The organism is Halomonas sp. QHL1, from assembly GCF_001882345.1.
In the GTDB taxonomy this organism is placed as follows: domain Bacteria; phylum Pseudomonadota; class Gammaproteobacteria; order Pseudomonadales; family Halomonadaceae; genus Vreelandella.
In genome coordinates this window covers 1,830,998-1,847,715 of the sequence record NZ_MINL01000001.1, presented here as the reverse complement: position 1 = coordinate 1,847,715, position 16,718 = coordinate 1,830,998, and the positions used below count along the sequence as shown (strand labels likewise).

The following is a 16,718-nucleotide window of genomic DNA, read 5'->3' as shown; positions in this document are numbered from 1 at the left end:
GTAGGCAGAGCGCTGGTTCTTGGTGATCTTTAATGGCGAGTTGCCCGATGACTCAGGTTTCCCTGCCTTTCACGCGCGAAGAGTACGCTACCCGCCTGTGGAAAGTGCGCGCTGAAATGGCCAGTCGTGGCATTGACGTTCTGATCGTCAGTGACCCTTCCAATATGGCTTGGCTAACCGGCTACGACGGTTGGTCTTTTTATGTGCATCAGTGTGTGCTGGTGGGCCTTGAGGGCGAGCCGGTATGGTTCGGACGGCGCATGGACGCCAATGGTGCCCTGCGCACCTGCTGGATTGATCCCGACAACATTACCTACTATCCGGATTACTACGTACAGAATCCGGACATGCACCCGATGGAGTATCTGGCTCAGTCGATCATGCCCGATCGCGGCTGGCATCTGGGGGTAGTGGGCATGGAGATGGATAACTACTACTTCTCCGCCAAAGCCTATCTAAGCCTGTTGCGCGAGCTACCCCATGCGCGCTTTATGGATGCTAATTCGCTGGTGAACTGGTGCCGGGCGATCAAATCGCCGCAAGAAGTGGCCTATATGCGCATTGCCGCCAAGATCGTGGAAGGCATGCATACGCGTATTCTGGAAGTGATTGAGCCAGGCTTGCCCAAGAGTAAGCTGGTGTCAGAGATTTACCGCGTTGGCATCGAAGGTTTTGTGGATGAGAATGGCAAAGTATTCGGCGGCGACTATCCCGCTATTGTGCCCATGCTGCCCACCGGTAAAGATGCTGCCGCGCCGCACCTGACCTGGGACGACACGCCATTTCGCAAAGGTGAAGGCACTTTCTTTGAGATTGCCGGGGTGTTTAAGCGCTACCACGCACCGATGTCGCGCACTGTATTTTTGGGCACACCGCCGACGGATTTTATTCGTGCGGAATCAGCACTACTCGAAGGCATCGAAAACGGCTTGGCAGTGGCCAAACCCGGTAACCGCACGGCGGATATCGCCATGGCGCTGGGTGCGGCGATGGATAAATACGGCTTTGACCGCGGCGGTGCCCGCTGTGGTTATCCCATCGGTATTTCGTACCCGCCCGACTGGGGTGAGCGTACCATGAGCCTACGCCCCTCGGATGACACTATTCTGGAGCCGGGCATGACATTCCACTTTATGCCGGGGCTCTGGGAAGAAAACTGGGGCTTGGAAATTACCGAAAGCATCTTGATTACCGAAGATGGCTGCGAAACCCTGGCCAATTTTCCGCGCCAGCTGTTTGTAAAGTAGTGGTTTGTAAACAAAGGAACATCCAATGACCGATCAACCAAGCCAACTGCGGCCTAGCCCGATTTCCGCCACCGTTGATTTTGATGCCGATGGCGTGCAGCACGGCTTTTTAAAGCTGCCGATCTCTACTGATGAGTCTGCCTGGGGCGCGGTGATGATCCCCGTGACCGTGGTTAAAAACGGCGACGGCCCCACGGCACTGCTGACCGGCGGCAACCACGGCGATGAATATGAGGGCATCACCTCGCTGCTGAAACTCTCATCAACGCTTAAGGCAGAGGATGTGACAGGACGGGTGATTATCGTGCCGTGCATGAATACCCCTGCGGTCATGGCAGGCAAGCGCACCTCGCCGATGGACAAGGGCAACCTCAATCGTAGCTTTCCAGGCGACCCCAACGGCAGCGTCACGCCGCAAATTGCCGACTACTTCACCCGCGTATTGGTGCCGATGAGCGACGTGGTCCTCGACCTTCACTCTGGTGGGAGAACGCTGGATATTCTGCCCTTCGGCGCTTCCCACGTATTGGATAATAAAGCGCAGCAGCAGTCTGCACTGGAAGGCGCTAAAGCGTTTGGCGCCCCCTACGCCATGGTGATGTTTGAGCTGGATGCGGAAAAACTCTTCGACACCGCCTGCGAGCGCCAGGGCAAAGTCTTTGTCGCCACTGAGCTTGGCGGCGGCGGCACTTCCACCCCACAAAGCATTGCTATTGCAGAGCGCGGCGTGCGCAATTTCCTGATTCACTACGGCCTGGTAAAAGGCGAAGTGGAAATGCCCGCTGGCGGGCAGATGTATCTCGATATGCCCGACGCCAGCTGTTACGTTCAGAGCCAGCACTCCGGCGTGTTAGAGCTATTGGTAGCGCTGGGCGACGAAGTGAAAAAGGGACAAACCATCGCCTATGTGTACGACATGACCCGCAGTGGCACCGACCCGGTTGCTTACAAAGCGGAGCGCGATGGCATTCTGATGGCTCGCCGCGCGCCCTCGCTCATCAATATGGGGGATACCCTGGCGGTGATTGCCGATGTTGTTGAACGCCTGGAGGCTTAGTCCTCGGCATGATGAAACTTGACCGTTACGATCTGAAAATTCTCGACATCCTCTCCCGCGATGGGCGAATCACCAAGTCGAAGCTGGCCGAGGCGATCAACCTCTCGGTCAGCCCCTGCTGGGAGCGGGTAAAACGCCTGGAGAAAGCCGGCGTTATCCAGGGCTACAGCGCGCGCATCAATAGCGAGGTATTGGTACCGCGCAACCCTGTATGGGTGCAAATCGAGCTCAAACAGCACAACGCCGATAGCTTCACCCGCTTTGAAGCCCTGGTCATGCAAACTCCGGAAGTCACCGAGTGCGTGGCGGTGGGGGGCGGAGTAGATTACCTGGTGAAGTTTGAAGCGCGCACCATCGATAGCTATCAACGCCTGATGGATAAGTGGCTGGTTTCCGAGGCCGGTATTGAGCGCTACTTCACCTATATTGTGACCAAAACCGTCAAGCGCGTTCCCATAGGTATCGATACTGACGACCTTCTTTAGGCCCCACCAAAAGCTATTACCAAGTACAACCAAAAAAAATCACTGCTAAACGCCCACTGACAAAAAAAGTCGTGCGATAAGGCTCGGTTTTCAAAAACACTTCGTGGCTCCTCTCCGTTAACCTGGGGGCATTCGATGGCAAGGCTAATAAGAGCGCTTGCTGACAATGCCACACAGTGACTGCAGCGCTCGGTTAGCCAGACTGCATTTGAGGAGAGGTTCCCATGACCACACTATCGACCACGCTCGCCAAGCGCCTGGAAGATCCGCGTCTGTTCCGGCAGTACGCCTACGTGAACGGTAAGTGGACCCACGGGGAAGGCGGTCGCGAAGAGGCTGTCTATGACCCAGCCACCAATGAAGCCATTGGCCATATCCCGTTGCTGGAAGCCGAGCAGATTACCGCCGCCGTAGATGCCGCTGAAGACGCTTTTGTACAGTGGCGTGCACTACGCGCTGACGAACGCTGCGAGCGCTTGCTGGCCTGGTACGACCTGATTCAAGCCAATCGTGAAGACCTTGCGACCATCATGACGCTGGAGCAGGGCAAACCCCTGCCCGATGCCCGTGGTGAGGTGCAGTACGGTGCCAGCTTCGTGCGCTGGTTCGCCGAAGAAGGCAAACGTACCTATGGCGAAACTATCCCTAGCCATATCCCCAACGCATCACTGGGCACCATTAAAGAGCCGGTGGGTATCGCGGCGATGATTACGCCGTGGAACTTTCCGCTGGCGATGATTACCCGCAAAGCCGCGGCGGCGCTGGCAGCGGGCTGCCCGGTGATCGTCAAACCCGCCAATGAAACGCCTTACTCTGCATTGGCGCTCGCAGAGTTGGCCGAGCGTGCGGGGATTCCCGCAGGGATTTTCAATGTGGTGCTGGGCGACCCAGCGGAAGTCTCAAAGATCCTCTGCAGCGAGTCGCGCATTCGGGCGTTGTCGTTCACCGGTTCCACCCGTGTGGGTCGTCTGCTGATCGAGCAGAGCGCTAACACCGTTAAGCGGCTCTCGTTGGAATTAGGCGGCAATGCGCCGTTTATCGTTGGGCCCGACATGGATCCTAAAGAGGCGGCCTTTGCGGCAATAGATGCCAAGTTCCAAACGGCCGGGCAGGACTGTCTGGCAGCCAACCGCATTCTGGTTCACGAATCCATCCACGATGCATTCGTCGAGCATTTCAGCGAGCGTATGGCGGCGCTTACCGTGGGCAATGGCCTCCAAAGCGAGGTAGACCTTGGCCCGCTGATTCACCGTCAGGCGGTAGAAAAAGCCGCCGCGATTGTCGATGACGCCATCTCTAAAGGCGCCACCGTGATCGGTGGTGATCAAAGCCAAGCGCCCGGTGAGAACTTCTTTATGCCGGTGATGCTGACCGGCGTAACGCCAAAAATGAAAGTGTGGCGGGAAGAGAACTTCGCGCCGGTGGCTGGTATCACCGCCTACAGCACCGACGACGAAGTGATTGAAATGGCCAACGACACCGAGTACGGCCTGGCCGCGTACATCTACACCCACGATATCCGCCGTATCTGGAAGCTGATGCGCGCCCTGGAGTACGGCATGGTTAGCGTCAACTCGGTGAAAATGACCGGCCCGCCGGTACCCTTCGGCGGTGTGAAGCAGTCCGGCCTTGGCCGTGAAGGTGGCGCTACGGGTATCGATGAATACCTGGAAACGAAATATTACTGCCTGGGTGCGCTGGGTTCAGTCTCTGGCAGCTAGTCGCTAAGTTGAAAATAATTTTAAAACACCCTCCCCGCAATGCGGGGAGGGTTACCGTATAGAGAGAACGCTATGAGCTTGCATCAGGATTTGATCGAACGCGACCGTAAAGTCACTTTCCACGCCTCTACCCACCTGCGCGATTTCGCCCACGGCGATGCGCCGGGCCGCGTGATTACCGGCGGCAAAGGCATCAATATCGTGGATAAGGACGGCCGTGAATTTATCGACGGCTTCGCCGGGCTTTACTGCGTCAACATCGGCTACGGGCGCACCGAAGTCGCCGAGGCGATCTATAAGCAAGCGCTAGAGCTCTCTTACTACCACACCTACGTGGGTCACTCGAACGAGCCGCAGATTGAGCTTTCCGAGCGCATTCTGAAGATCGCGGGCATGAACATGTCCAAGGTCTACTACGGCATGTCCGGCTCGGACGCCAACGAAACCCAGCTCAAGATCGTGCGCTACTACAACAACGTGCTCGGCCGCCCGCAGAAGAAAAAGGTCATCTCACGCATGCGCGGCTACCACGGTTCCGGCATCGCCTCGGGCTCGTTGACCGGTTTGAAAGCATTCCACGACCACTTCGATCTGCCGATTGACACTATTCGTCATACCGAAGCGCCGCACTACTATCTACGCGCCGCCGAACAGCACGGCATGACCGAGCTTGAATTCTCCGCTTACTGCGCCGACAAGCTGGAAGCAATGATTCTGGAAGAGGGCCCGGATACCGTGGCCGCCTTTATCGGCGAGCCGGTGCTGGGCACTGGCGGTATCGTACCGCCGCCGGAAGGCTACTGGGATGCGATTCAAGCCGTGCTGGCGAAGTACGACGTGCTGCTGATTGCCGATGAAGTGGTCTGTGGCTTCGGCCGTACCGGCTCCGATTTCGGCAGCCATCACTACAATATGAAGCCTGATCTGGTCACCATCGCCAAGGGCTTAACTAGCGCCTACCAGCCGCTCTCCGGCGTGATTGTTGGCGAGAAGGTGTGGCAGGTGCTGGAGCAGGGCACCGGTGAGTATGGCCCCATCGGCCACGGCTGGACTTACTCCGGCCACGCCCTGGGCTGTGCGGCAGGGCTTGCTAACCTGGATATCATCGAGCGTGAAAATCTGGTGGGCAACGCCGCCGAAACCGGTGCTTATTTCCAACAGCAGCTAAAGGCTAACTTTGAAGGCCACCCGCTGTTGGGCGACGTACGCGGCGTTGGCCTGATGGCGGCACTGGAGTTCTCGCCGGATGCCAAGCAGCGCCTGCACTTCGACCCGGCCCTCAAAGTCGGACCCCGCGTGGCGGCGGCTGCCATGGAAGAGAGTCTGATTGCTCGCGCCATGCCCCAAGGCGATATTCTCGGCTTCGCGCCGCCGCTGACCATCAACCGTGGTGAAGTGGATGACATGATTGGTCGCGCCAAGCGCGCCATTGACCGGGTTACCGATGAACTGGTGCGCTCTGGCGACCTGAAAAGTGGTGAAAAAGAGGCCGCGTTTACGGTTTGATCGCCTGTTTTAGCCTTCTAAGCGCCGCTGCCTGTGCAGCGGCGCTTTTGTTATTGAAGGTGTCGTCTATGCTAAAGATATAAGCTGAACTCAGGCCACAATTAATTGAAAGTTAAGGAGTAGCCAACGATGCAACCGGTCTTAGCCTTCGATGTATACGGTACGTTGATCGATACCCAAGGGGTTACCGTTGAGCTTGAACGCCGCCTAACGGATGCCTCCAAAGCAGGCGAATTCGCTCGCCGCTGGCGTGATAAGCAACTTGAGTACAGCTTTCGCCACGGCCTGATGGGCGCTTACGTGCCGTTCTCGGAGTGTACCCGTGAAGCGCTGGTGTTTATTGACCGCGCACTGCAAACAGGGCTTTCGGATAACGACCAAGATCATCTGATGGCGGTATACGCTGAACTGCCTGCTTTTGAGGATGTAGTGCCTGCGCTAGATCAGCTTCGCGATGCGGGCATACGCTGCGTGGCATTTTCGAACGGCACAGCGGATGCCGTTTCCAAGCTGCTCTCCCGCGCAGGTGTAGAGAGCCATATGGACGATGTGATCAGCGCCGATGAGGTAAAACGCTTTAAGCCAGACCCGGCGGTGTACTCTCATTTACGTAGCCGCTTAGAAACACGCCCCGAGCAGACGTGGCTGGTTTCCAGTAACCCCTTCGATGTGATTGGCGCCACCCACGCAGGCCTACGCAGTGCCTGGATACGGCGCAGTTCCGACGCGCCTTTCGACCCTTGGGGCGTCGAGCCGGATATGACGGTGACCGATCTAGAAGCATTGGCCGAACGTTTAATTAAATAAACACGTGAAGATTAAAACAAACATGGTTAGGCAAGCATAATTTAAACAAACATAAGGAAGCGACATGCGCTTTTCACCTCTCTTCGGTATGGCAATGGCATGCGGATTGTTAAGCCCGTCGCTATTCGCGGCAAACGACAATGGTATCGAACACTTAATGAGCCAGTCCGACTTCGATACGGTGGTTGAACAGCTCAATGCCGCCTTGGAAGAAAAGGGGCTCAATCTAATGGCGACGGTGGATCATGCCGAAAACGCAACAAATAACGATCTGGAACTGCCGCCTACTACAACGTTTATATTTGGTAATCCCAAGGCGGGCACTCCGATGATGCAGTGTCAGGGCAGCGTCGCCCTCGACTTGCCGCAAAAAATGGTTGTGCGTGAAACGGGTGAGGGCGTTCGGATCGAGTGGAATGATCCGCACTACCTGGCTGAACGACATGGTTTGCAAGAGTGTGACCTCCCGCTAGACAATATTTCGGGCGCATTGAACGCTGTGGCAGAGAGCGCTGCCCAATAAACGCGCTGAACGTTAGCTTTGTGAGGCTGTCAACGAGCCGTATGGCAGCGCATAATAGAGAACGTTTAACGATCTAAGGTATGAAAATGTCAGAGAAGATTTACTGTGTTGCCGGTTTTAAGCCCAAGCCAGGCAAAGAAGAAGCGGTATTCAAAGCGCTTCAGTCGTTAGAGCCGAACACCCACCGGGAAGATGCCTGCATTCACTACACCGTGACCCGGCAGATCGATAACCCCTTCGCCCAGGGCACCGGTTATCCGATTGTGTTTCATGAAATATGGGCCAGTCGCGAAGAGTTTGAAGCCCACTGCCAGCGCAAAGAGATTCAAGACTTCTTTGCCAAGCACGTTGAAGCGCCGGATGGCGATATCGAAGATGCCAACGTGTGTGTTTACACCGATGAGCCATGGAATTTTGACGCGCCCAAGGTGTAAGCGAAAAGATTAAAGTGAAAAGGAGCCAACATGACCGATAAAAAGATGAACGTCGAGAGCTTTAACCTGGATCACACCAAGGTAAAAGCCCCGTACGTTCGGTTAGCCGATATTAAAGAAGGCCAGAACGGCGACCGTATTCATAAATACGACCTGCGTATCTGCCAGCCCAATAAAGATCACATGGAGATGCCGGCGCTGCACTCCCTTGAGCACTTGATGGCTGAGCTGTCGCGTAATCACACCGATAAAGTGGTCGATATCAGCCCCATGGGCTGCCAAACCGGCTTCTACATCGCGATGATCAACCACGACGACTATGATGGCGTGATCACCATCATCGAACAAACCCTGAACGATGTGCTAGAAGCTACTGAAGTACCCGCCTGCAACGAAATGCAGTGCGGCTGGGCCGCCAGCCACAGCCTGGAAGGCGCCCAGGAACTGGCCCGCAACCTGCTGGCCAAGCGCAGCGAATGGACTGAAGTGTTCGCTTAAGCGTTATATGACAGTACGCAGGTAGTTAGCCAGACGCCTCCCCGGTGTTACTTATAGCAAGGGGAGGCGTTTTTATTGCCTGTGCATTAACGGATGGAAAACGCCCACCAACGGTGACATGCTGACGCATTGAGGGCAATTTCCCATGGGTGAGGCATTACTATGCTGTTAGACACTTGGCTTTTATACCTAATCGCCTGCATTGGCCTGTCGCTTTCACCTGGGCCAAACGGCCTGCTGGCGTTGACCCACGGCGTGTTGCATGGCAGCCGTAGAACTCTGTTTACCATCGTAGGTGGTGCCACAGGATTTATGCTGATTATTGCCCTGTGCATGTTTGGCATTGGTGCGCTGCTTAAATCGTCGGTGGTGTGGCTGACAGTGCTGAAATGGGTCGGCGGGGGGTATCTTATTTGGTTGGGTATCCAGGTATGGCGCTCGCCGCCGATTACGGGTGAGGTGGATGTGAGCGCAAGCCAAGCGAGCGGGTGGCACCTGTATCGCCAAGGGGGGCTGGCATCGATTACCAATCCCAAGGTGCTGCTGTTTTTCAGCGCTTTTCTACCTCAGTTTATCGACCCACAGCGCAGCTTGATGCTGCAATTTTTTGTTTTGTCGGGCACCTTTGTGGCTATCGAATGTTTGGTGGAAGGCCTGCTCGCCAATATGGCGAACCGCATTCGTCACTGGTTGAAGCGCGTTGGCCGAGGGTTCAATCGCACCTGCGGCGGTATCTTCGTTGCCATCGGTGCCGCGCTGCCTCTGCGTGCATGAATTCAGGTTTGCGCACTTGGCGAGTGCGCGATAGATAACCATTGACTTCTACTTATGATGCCCCTATAAACGCGGGACAACCCATTACCTTAGGCGCCCATGTTCCTCCTGATCTCGATTGCCACGCTTTCGATCGCCCTCTCTTTTTTGTGTTCCATCCTTGAAGCAGCGCTTCTTTCTATTACGCCTAGCTATATTGCTAAGCAGAAGGAAGAGAAGCCAAAGTTACACGCCGCGCTTACCAAGCTTAAAACCAACATCGACCGGCCATTGGCCGCAATTTTGACGCTGAATACGATTGCCCATACCGTGGGGGCAACAGCGGTAGGTGCCCAAGCCGCGATAGTGTTTGGCGAAGCTTCGATCGCCATCGTCTCGGCGGTGATGACGATGCTGATCTTGATACTGTCGGAAATTATTCCAAAGACCATTGGTGCAACTTACTGGCGCGGTTTGTCGCCGTTTTTGCCGCGCTTTTTAAATCCGATGATTATAGGCCTGCTGCCTTTTATCTGGATGTCGGAGCAGATCACCCGCCGTTTAGGTAAGTCGGAACACGATGTCGATCTGCGCGATGAAATTAAAGTGCTGGCCCGGGTCGGCCTGGAAGAGAAGGTATTGGACGCGGACGAGTCGCGCACCATTATCAATATGCTCAACTTGCACGATATCGTCGTAAGCAAAGCAATGACGCCGCGTACTGTGTGTGAAACCGTTTTGCCTGATATGACCGTGAAAACGTTTGATGAGCAGTATGGTAAAGCGCCGTTCACGCGCTTCCCGGTAATGGACAACGGTGAGCAGGCCTTTGGCTATGTGCATAAAGCGGATATGTACCACGCTGACGATGCCAAAACGATGCGTGAGTTGATGCATCCGATCGGCAGCGTTGACGTCTCACATAACGTTGAGCAGGTGTTTACCTCCATGCTGAAAGATCACCTGCACATGCGGGTTGTCTACGACGAGCACGGTACCTTTGTAGGTTTAATCACGTTAGAAGACATTATCGAAACCATTCTGGGGCAAGATATTGTCGATGAGACCGACAATGTGGCCAATTTACGCCACTATGCGAAACAGCAGTGGATCAAACGAGTTAAGCGGGAAGATAAAGTCACCAAAACGGTGGAGTAATCCCAGCCAGCCTCACTGATGTTGATCGGCGCCTAAGGGCGCCGTTCTACTTTGTATAATCAAGCGCTTTTGCTTTAGAGGGTGCTAAATGAGCGACAGTGAACGTTGTCTGGGTACTCGCTGTCTTAGCGCTAAATGATCTATAGTGAAGGTGTTGAAAGTCCAATAAGATATTAGGGCGTCTAACGCCCATTAAGGAGGAAAGCATGTCATTACGTATTAATGCCGTCGTGCCTGATTTCGCAGCGGAGACGAGCCAAGGGCCGATTCGCTTTCATGACTGGATTGGCGATAGCTGGGCGATCCTGTTTTCGCACCCGAAAGATTTTACCCCGGTTTGCACAACGGAATTCGGCGCCGTCGCGCAGCTGAGCGCAGAGTGGAAGAAACGCGGCACCAAAGTAATCGGTGTTTCCGTGGATGGCGTTGAAGATCACAAACGCTGGGGCAATGATATCCAAACCGTCAGCGGCAGCGAGGTCGATTTTCCGATCATCGCCGACGACGGCCTAACGGTGTCAAAGCTTTATGACATGCTGCCGGAAGATGCCTACCTGCCCGATGGCCGCACACCGGCAGACAGCGCGACGGTGCGCTCGGTATTTATTATCGGGCCGGATAAGCAGTTAAAGCTTTCCATGACCTATCCGATGACCGTAGGGCGCAACTTTGCAGAAATCCTACGCGCCTTGGATGCCCTGCAAACCACGTCGAAACACGGCGTTGCCACCCCGGCTGATTGGACGATAGGTCAGGACGTGATTATTCCGCCTAGCGTTTCCGACGCCGATGCCAAACAGAAGTATGGCGAATACGAAACTGTGCTGCCATACCTGCGTAAGACACCACTGCGTTAATAGAGTGGTGTAAAGAGGCAAAAGCCAGCGCCGATGCGCTGGCTTTTGCATTGAATCAAGAAGCTTCCAGCGCTAGCTGCTCAATAGACGTGGAAACACTGCGAGCCCCGGTGAGTATCTCGTTTACGATGATCTCAATTTCCCCGACGCTAGTCTGGCTGGATTTTCCTTGCTCTACTACCTGCTGCATCGCTTGAGTAGTGCGCTCCACCAAGGCGCTGTTCTCTTTCAGCACCTTAGTAATTTCATCCACCGCTTCACTAGAGCCTTTGGCCAAACGGCGCACTTCGTTAGCCACTACCGCAAATCCGCGACCCTGTTCACCCGCACGTGCTGCTTCTATCGCGGCATTAAGCGAGAGTAGGTTGGTCTGGTTAGCGATAAGTGCAATCGACTCGGTAATGCTATTAATACTCTGTGCCTGATTGTTAAGCGCGGAGATTAGCTGCTGCGCTTCTGCCAATGTTAATGCCGCTTGTTCAGAATCACGAACAACGCGCTGCAGGTGGATAAGGCCGTTTTGGGCGATTTGTTCTGTCTGCGAGGAGGTGCTCTGGGCGGCAGTGACAGCGCGTGTCGCGGATTCAGCGGCCTCAACGGAGCGGGTGATATCGGTGGCAAACTTAACTACTTTAACTACCTTTCCATGGCCATCTTGAATCGGGTTGTAAGTCGCCTCTAGCCAGACGCTGGCACCACGAGAATCCAAGCGCTCAAACTTGCCTTGCATGTACTCGCCCTGAGCCAGACGCTCCCAGAAACGTGGATTGGTTTGTGAGAAATCGGCGGGACAAAACATTCGATGGTGCGCACCTACTAATTCTTCATTTCGATAGCCCATCGCCTGCTCAAAGTTCGTGTTGGCGTTAAGAATCTCACCGTTGGGCGTAAATTCAATCACCGCCATGGAGCTATTTAACGCTTCTAAGACAGCATTTTTGCGCTCTGCTTCTTGGTGCGCGGCGGTAACGTCATTGGCAATTTTGAGTATCTCGACAACCTTCCCTCGCCGGTTACTGATCGGTAGGTAGGTGGCCTCTAGCCAAATCTCATCGCCCAGAGCATTTGAACGCCGAAAGCGCCCTTGCTGGCTATGCCCAGCGGCCAGTGTTTCCCAAAAAGTACGGTACTCAAGACTACTGCTCTCTTCAGGAAAGCAGAAAACCCGGTGGTGCTGCCCCTTCACTTGCTCAAGGGTGTAACCGACGGCGGTTAGGAATTGCTCACTTGCCTCCTTGATAAACCCTTCTGGGGTAAAAGAGATGCAAGCGGTATGTTGATAAATTGCACTATGTAAACCATTAGAAGCTAGAAAAGTGAGCATTGCTAATCCTGTCAACGGTTCTATTAAAGTCTTGCGTATAAGGTTGGAGCAGTCTTGGTGTAGAAGTAATTACGAGCATCTATAGGTATCAAAATGCTTCAATTATTGTGTTTTGAGTATTTTAGACATCCAGTTACGTCCAATGAATGCGACGTTCAGCCATTTTTTAACGAGAAAAGTGGATGGCGTCATGCCAACGAAGCAAATGACAAGGCGCATATCACGTGAGGATGTTTTCTCAATCGTATAGGTTTTGTATAGCTTAATTCAGATTAAATGCAAAATCACTTTTTGTACATAGGTAGTACAGTGTTTAGTTCTTGGTGCAAAATAATCCGGTTTGTGGAGAGCCAGCGGGGAGCGGTGAGGTGGTTCGCAGTGCCTAGCTGAAAGGGCTAATAGTCTAGTGTTTGGCGAAAATTAAGCAGGGCGGCGGGATGAAGCTTGCCAGCTTGATGCAACAGGTCGAATTGGAGCGCGCAGATGCGGCAGGCTTGGCACATCGACAGATGAATACACAGGGTGAATACGCGTGCGATGCTCTCTGGTAAGGCGATCAGGCCTCTAAGCGAGGTTGCAGCTGGGTAAAGTGGGTGGCGGCTAATGTAGCGGAAAGAGGCACGAGGGTCCCTTTATTAATGCCTCCAGGGCGCACACTGACATCGTGCTGATGAAGACCGTCATTATTTATTCATTAGGCGTTAGTGCGTTAAAGTATGTGTTGATACCACGTTAGACAACAACGTGTTGTTTTCATTGATGCCTTTCTAATTGCCAACCGAGTTTATGCTGTCCATGGAAAATACGTTGTTACTAGGGTTTTTGGGCAGCCTAACCGCCGGGTTGCTCACTGCTGTCGGCGCGCTACCGGTGCTGCTAGGTAAAACGCCCAGTCGTAGCTTTCGCGATCTGGCGTTGGGTTTTGCAGCGGGAGTAATGCTGGCGGCGTCGTTCTTCTCGCTGATTATTCCAGCGCTTGATGCCGCGGAAATCTATTATGCCGGTGGCCCCGTGCCCGCCGCGATTGTGTGTATCGCGATTCTGCTCGGGATGGGCGCAATTGCGCTGCTTAACGAGCATCTTCCCCATGAGCATTTTGCCCAGGGCCGTGAAGGGCCGGAAGCGGCATCGCTGCGTCGGGTGTGGCTGTTTGTATTCGCTATTGCCATACACAACCTGCCGGAAGGCATGGCGGTGGGCGTCGGCTTTGGGGCTTATGGGTTGGAAGGCGGCATGCCGCTGGCCATCGGTATTGGGCTGCAGAATATGCCAGAAGGGCTCGCCGTTGCGGTTGCCTTAATGGGTGAGGGCTACTCAAAGTGGCGCTCCTGGTCGATTGCCGCGCTAACCGGCCTAATTGAGCCCATCGGTGGGCTGTTTGGTGCCAGTATTGTCAGCGTTTCACAAATACTGCTGCCCTGGGGGCTGGCATTCGCCGCCGGTGCCATGTTGTATGTGATCAGCCACGAAATCATTCCCGAAACTCACCGCCGCGGGCACCAGAAAAAAGCCACTTTTGGTTTGGCGATGGGTCTAGTGATTATGCTGTTTTTAGATGTATGGCTGGGTTAATCGCGCGTTAACCGATGACATCGGCGCCACCGTGAGGCCCCGTTTGATGACACAGACGGTGGTCGCTAAGCACATCAATAATATGGCACTGGCCAACACTGCCTCCCGCGCACTGATTGATCATGCGCTGAAGCTCATCGCGCACTGAGGTGAGTCGCGCGAGTCGTGCTTCGACCTCGGCTAGGTGACGTTTTGCCAGCGTATCAACCTCCTCGCAGGGCATGGCGGGATAATCCGCCATTTGTAAAAGCTCCCTTACCGCCTCCACCGAAAAGCCAAAATCCCGCGCATGGCGAATAAACGTCAAACGGCGGATGGTGGCTGTGGTGTAGCGTCGCTGGTTACCTTCATTGCGCGGGGCTGAAGGCAGTAGCCCAATCTGTTCGTAGTAGCGCACCGTTTCTGGCTTGCAGCCGGACTCCCGCGCCAGCTCGCCAATGCCGATATAGTGCTCAGTGGTGGCTGGCTCAGGGTTTTGATCGTTCATTACTTGAACCTCTAGTGACTATAGGTATTACGCTGCTCTTAAGATAGACGAACTTGGAGCGAAGAGCGATGAGTGACACCACCCCTGCTAAAACGACACAACACCAGGCTCCACAAGCGACGAACACACCGACCACCCTGCGCGTGCAGGGCATGGACTGCGGCGGTTGCGAACGCAAAGTCGAAGCGGCGCTAACGCGTTTAAATCATGTCGAAGAAGTCTCCGCGAGTTCTGTCACCGGCTCGTTGCGATTAACCGCTCCACCGGGAAAAATGCTGCCACATTCCGAAATTGAGTCGACGATTACAGCACTGGGCTACCAAGTGATTGATGAATCGGTGGCCACGGCTGAATCGAAAAAACCGACCCCTTGGTGGCAGTCGCCTAAAGGGCGTTTGGTGATTGTCAGTGGTGTATTGCTGACGCTTGCTTGGGGGCTTAAGTTCGCCTGGCCCGCTCTGGGCAGTTGGCCGTTTATTGCCGCGACGGTCGTTGGGCTTGTGCCGGTTATTCAGCGTGCATGGCAGGCGCTTAAGATGGGCAACCCCTTCACCATCGAAATGCTGATGAGCATTGCAGCCCTAGGGGCGCTGGCGATAAACGCCGCCGCCGAAGCGGCGGTGGTGGTGTTTCTATTTGCGGTGGGGGAGATGCTGGAAGGCGTCGCCGCCGCTCAAGCGCGCCGCAGTATTTCAGCGCTTTCCAAGCTGACGCCCTCCACCGCGCGGTTACTGGAACAGGGCGAAGTGCGCGAGATAGCCGCCGCCTCGCTTCAGCCGGGGCAGAAGGTGCAGTTACGCCCCGGTGACCGGCTACCCTGCGATGGGCAAATTATTGCCGGTCACTCCTCAATCGATGAATCGCCGGTCAACGGCGAGTCGGTGCCGCGGGAGCGTGGGGAGGGCGAAACGGTGTTTGCTGGCACCGTCAACTTAGATGGTGTGCTTGAGGTCGAGGTAACCCGCAGCGCTGAAAACAACACCATCGCCCGTGTGATTAAGCTCGTGGAGGAGGCTCAGGCGGCCAAAGCACCGGTGGCGCGTTTTATTGACCGCTTTGCCTTTTATTATATGCCGGCGGTCGTCGGGGTGGCGCTGCTGGTCGCGATCGTGCCGCCGCTGGTGTCGACGATGCTGTGGTCTGAATCCATCTATCGCGCCCTAGCGCTTCTGCTTATTGCCTGCCCCTGTGCACTGGTGATCTCGACTCCCGCGGCTATTGCGGCCGGGTTATCGGTTGGCGCTCGCAACGGCCTGTTGATGAAAGGTGGGGCGGTATTAGAGCAGTTAGGCAAGCTCAAACGGGTCGCACTGGATAAAACCGGTACCCTAACCGCTGGCAAACCCACGGTGACGGACGTGGAGAGCTTCGAAGCTGGTAGCCGTCTTGATAAAAACCTTATCGATGAAATAGTGCGTCTTGCTGCCGCTCTGGAGCAGAGCTCCAGCCACCCTCTCGCTGTAGCAATTAGTGAATATTTTCGTACTGGCAGTGCTCAGCCCCAAGGTGTGAGGCTCCCCGCCGTACAAGACGCACGTGCGCTAGCGGGGCAGGGCGTTGCCGGGCAGGTGGAAGGGCGAGAGTTAATACTGGTTAGCCCGCGCTATCTGCAATCCTTTACCCAGCACACCAGTGAGATAGAAGCCCGCATTGCAGCGCTGGAAGCGCAGGGTAAAAGCGTAGCCGTATTAATTGAAATAGAGATAGATAACGAGCGCCCTTTAGGACTGATCGCCTTGCGGGATGAGCCCCGTGAAGATGCTCGCAAGGGCCTTCAAGCACTAGAACGCCTAGGCGTTCAGGCCGTGATGCTCAGCGGAGACAATGCCCGCACCGTGGCTGCCATTGGTGAGCAGCTAGGCATTGAAGCAGAGGGCGAGCTAATGCCGGAAGACAAAGCCCAGCGTGTGCGCAAGTGGCAGGCACAAGGGCTTGGGCCGGTGGGCAAGGTTGGGGATGGTATTAACGATGCGCCGGCGCTTGCAGCGGCAGAAGTGGGTATCGCTATGGGCAGTGGCACCGATGTAGCGCTTGAAACCGCTGATGCCGCGCTGCTTAAAAACCGAGTGGGCGGGATAGCCGAGATGATCGCGCTCTCCAGGGCCACCATGCGCAATGTAAAAACCAACGTGGCCCTGGCGCTTGGCTTCAAAGCGCTGTTTTTGGTCTCAACGGCGCTAGGGATCACGGGGATGTGGGTCGCGGTAATGGCGGACACTGGGGCGACCGTGTTGGTCACCCTCAATGCACTACACTTATTACGCTACCGCTTTAATGACATTGACTAGA

General features: G+C 55.1%; 16 protein-coding genes. 14 read left to right on the top strand and 2 right to left on the bottom strand.

Features of this window, described 5'->3' with window-relative positions:
• Window positions 1–47: 47 nt before the first annotated feature.
• The 12 genes from doeA (at window position 48) to QHL1GM_RS08410 (ending at window position 11,046) form a co-directional block, all read left to right on the top strand.
• Window positions 48–1,247, top strand: a complete 1,200-nt coding sequence (gene doeA / locus QHL1GM_RS08465; protein WP_040480868.1) for an ectoine hydrolase DoeA — start codon at window positions 48–50, stop codon at window positions 1,245–1,247.
• A gap of 25 nt (window positions 1,248–1,272) precedes the next feature.
• Window positions 1,273–2,304: a N(2)-acetyl-L-2,4-diaminobutanoate deacetylase DoeB gene (gene doeB, locus QHL1GM_RS08460; protein ID WP_071694079.1), complete on the top strand. Its 1,032-nt coding sequence runs from the start codon at window positions 1,273–1,275 to the stop codon at window positions 2,302–2,304.
• A gap of 8 nt (window positions 2,305–2,312) precedes the next feature.
• Complete coding sequence (locus QHL1GM_RS08455; protein ID WP_071694078.1) at window positions 2,313–2,789, top strand: Lrp/AsnC family transcriptional regulator; 477 nt, start codon at window positions 2,313–2,315, stop codon at window positions 2,787–2,789.
• Window positions 2,790–3,013: 224 nt separating this feature from the next.
• Window positions 3,014–4,510 carry an NAD-dependent succinate-semialdehyde dehydrogenase gene (locus tag QHL1GM_RS08450; protein ID WP_071694077.1) on the top strand — a complete coding sequence of 499 codons (1,497 nt, stop codon included), beginning with the start codon at window positions 3,014–3,016 and terminating at the stop codon, window positions 4,508–4,510.
• Window positions 4,511–4,582: 72 nt separating this feature from the next.
• Window positions 4,583–6,016: an aspartate aminotransferase family protein gene (locus QHL1GM_RS08445; RefSeq protein ID WP_071694076.1), complete on the top strand. Its 1,434-nt coding sequence runs from the start codon at window positions 4,583–4,585 to the stop codon at window positions 6,014–6,016.
• Between the two features lie 129 nt (window positions 6,017–6,145).
• Window positions 6,146–6,823 (top strand): haloacid dehalogenase type II, encoded by a 678-nt coding sequence (locus QHL1GM_RS08440; RefSeq protein WP_071694075.1) that lies wholly within the window; start codon window positions 6,146–6,148, stop codon window positions 6,821–6,823.
• A 64-nt stretch (window positions 6,824–6,887) separates the two neighbouring features.
• A complete protein-coding gene (locus QHL1GM_RS08435) occupies window positions 6,888–7,346 on the top strand; it encodes a DUF302 domain-containing protein (protein ID WP_071694074.1) in 459 nt (152 codons plus the stop codon).
• An 86-nt stretch (window positions 7,347–7,432) separates the two neighbouring features.
• A complete protein-coding gene (locus tag QHL1GM_RS08430; RefSeq protein ID WP_071694073.1) occupies window positions 7,433–7,780 on the top strand; it encodes a putative quinol monooxygenase in 348 nt (115 codons plus the stop codon).
• Between the two features lie 30 nt (window positions 7,781–7,810).
• Entirely contained in the window at window positions 7,811–8,278 is a 468-nt protein-coding gene (locus QHL1GM_RS08425) for an S-ribosylhomocysteine lyase (RefSeq protein ID WP_035559056.1), read from the top strand.
• 162 nt (window positions 8,279–8,440) lie between these two features.
• Window positions 8,441–9,052 (top strand): LysE family translocator, encoded by a 612-nt coding sequence (locus QHL1GM_RS08420; RefSeq protein ID WP_071694072.1) that lies wholly within the window; start codon window positions 8,441–8,443, stop codon window positions 9,050–9,052.
• 99 nt (window positions 9,053–9,151) lie between these two features.
• A complete protein-coding gene (locus tag QHL1GM_RS08415) occupies window positions 9,152–10,189 on the top strand; it encodes a CNNM domain-containing protein (RefSeq protein WP_071694071.1) in 1,038 nt (345 codons plus the stop codon).
• A gap of 206 nt (window positions 10,190–10,395) precedes the next feature.
• The gene (locus QHL1GM_RS08410; RefSeq protein WP_071694070.1) at window positions 10,396–11,046 is read left to right on the top strand and encodes a peroxiredoxin; all 651 of its coding nucleotides are present in this window, start codon (window positions 10,396–10,398) and stop codon (window positions 11,044–11,046) included.
• Window positions 11,047–11,101: 55 nt separating this feature from the next.
• Here the strand turns inward: QHL1GM_RS08410 and QHL1GM_RS08405 are convergent, their stop codons facing one another.
• Window positions 11,102–12,370 (bottom strand): PAS domain-containing methyl-accepting chemotaxis protein, encoded by a 1,269-nt coding sequence (locus tag QHL1GM_RS08405; RefSeq protein WP_071694069.1) that lies wholly within the window; start codon window positions 12,368–12,370, stop codon window positions 11,102–11,104.
• 795 nt (window positions 12,371–13,165) lie between these two features.
• On the opposite strand from QHL1GM_RS08405, the gene QHL1GM_RS08400 reads away from it, so the two are divergent.
• The gene (locus tag QHL1GM_RS08400; RefSeq protein ID WP_071694068.1) at window positions 13,166–13,942 is read left to right on the top strand and encodes a ZIP family metal transporter; all 777 of its coding nucleotides are present in this window, start codon (window positions 13,166–13,168) and stop codon (window positions 13,940–13,942) included.
• A 7-nt stretch (window positions 13,943–13,949) separates the two neighbouring features.
• On the opposite strand, the gene QHL1GM_RS08395 is transcribed toward QHL1GM_RS08400, so the two are convergent.
• Entirely contained in the window at window positions 13,950–14,429 is a 480-nt protein-coding gene (locus QHL1GM_RS08395) for a helix-turn-helix domain-containing protein (protein WP_071694067.1), read from the bottom strand.
• 68 nt (window positions 14,430–14,497) lie between these two features.
• Here QHL1GM_RS08395 and QHL1GM_RS08390 point away from each other — a divergent pair, with 68 nt between their 5' ends.
• Window positions 14,498–16,717: a heavy metal translocating P-type ATPase gene (locus QHL1GM_RS08390; RefSeq protein WP_071694066.1), complete on the top strand. Its 2,220-nt coding sequence runs from the start codon at window positions 14,498–14,500 to the stop codon at window positions 16,715–16,717.
• Window position 16,718 lies beyond the last annotated feature (1 nt).

What these genes read in the sequence shown, in the direction of transcription:
- QHL1GM_RS08435 (WP_071694074.1), top strand. Translation starts at nt 6,888, where the DNA reads ATGCGCTTTTCACCTCTCTTCGGTATGGCAATGGCATGCGGATTGTTA.
- QHL1GM_RS08400 (WP_071694068.1), top strand. Translation starts at nt 13,166, where the DNA reads ATGGAAAATACGTTGTTACTAGGGTTTTTGGGCAGCCTAACCGCCGGG.
- doeB (WP_071694079.1), top strand. Translation starts at nt 1,273, where the DNA reads ATGACCGATCAACCAAGCCAACTGCGGCCTAGCCCGATTTCCGCCACC.
- doeA (WP_040480868.1), top strand. Translation starts at nt 48, where the DNA reads ATGACTCAGGTTTCCCTGCCTTTCACGCGCGAAGAGTACGCTACCCGC.
- QHL1GM_RS08420 (WP_071694072.1), top strand. Translation starts at nt 8,441, where the DNA reads ATGCTGTTAGACACTTGGCTTTTATACCTAATCGCCTGCATTGGCCTG.
- QHL1GM_RS08455 (WP_071694078.1), top strand. Translation starts at nt 2,313, where the DNA reads ATGATGAAACTTGACCGTTACGATCTGAAAATTCTCGACATCCTCTCC.
- QHL1GM_RS08440 (WP_071694075.1), top strand. Translation starts at nt 6,146, where the DNA reads ATGCAACCGGTCTTAGCCTTCGATGTATACGGTACGTTGATCGATACC.
- QHL1GM_RS08450 (WP_071694077.1), top strand. Translation starts at nt 3,014, where the DNA reads ATGACCACACTATCGACCACGCTCGCCAAGCGCCTGGAAGATCCGCGT.
- QHL1GM_RS08430 (WP_071694073.1), top strand. Translation starts at nt 7,433, where the DNA reads ATGTCAGAGAAGATTTACTGTGTTGCCGGTTTTAAGCCCAAGCCAGGC.
- QHL1GM_RS08415 (WP_071694071.1), top strand. Translation starts at nt 9,152, where the DNA reads ATGTTCCTCCTGATCTCGATTGCCACGCTTTCGATCGCCCTCTCTTTT.
- QHL1GM_RS08405 (WP_071694069.1), bottom strand. Translation starts at nt 12,370, where the DNA reads ATGCTCACTTTTCTAGCTTCTAATGGTTTACATAGTGCAATTTATCAA.
- QHL1GM_RS08395 (WP_071694067.1), bottom strand. Translation starts at nt 14,429, where the DNA reads ATGAACGATCAAAACCCTGAGCCAGCCACCACTGAGCACTATATCGGC.
- QHL1GM_RS08445 (WP_071694076.1), top strand. Translation starts at nt 4,583, where the DNA reads ATGAGCTTGCATCAGGATTTGATCGAACGCGACCGTAAAGTCACTTTC.
- QHL1GM_RS08390 (WP_071694066.1), top strand. Translation starts at nt 14,498, where the DNA reads ATGAGTGACACCACCCCTGCTAAAACGACACAACACCAGGCTCCACAA.
- QHL1GM_RS08410 (WP_071694070.1), top strand. Translation starts at nt 10,396, where the DNA reads ATGTCATTACGTATTAATGCCGTCGTGCCTGATTTCGCAGCGGAGACG.
- QHL1GM_RS08425 (WP_035559056.1), top strand. Translation starts at nt 7,811, where the DNA reads ATGACCGATAAAAAGATGAACGTCGAGAGCTTTAACCTGGATCACACC.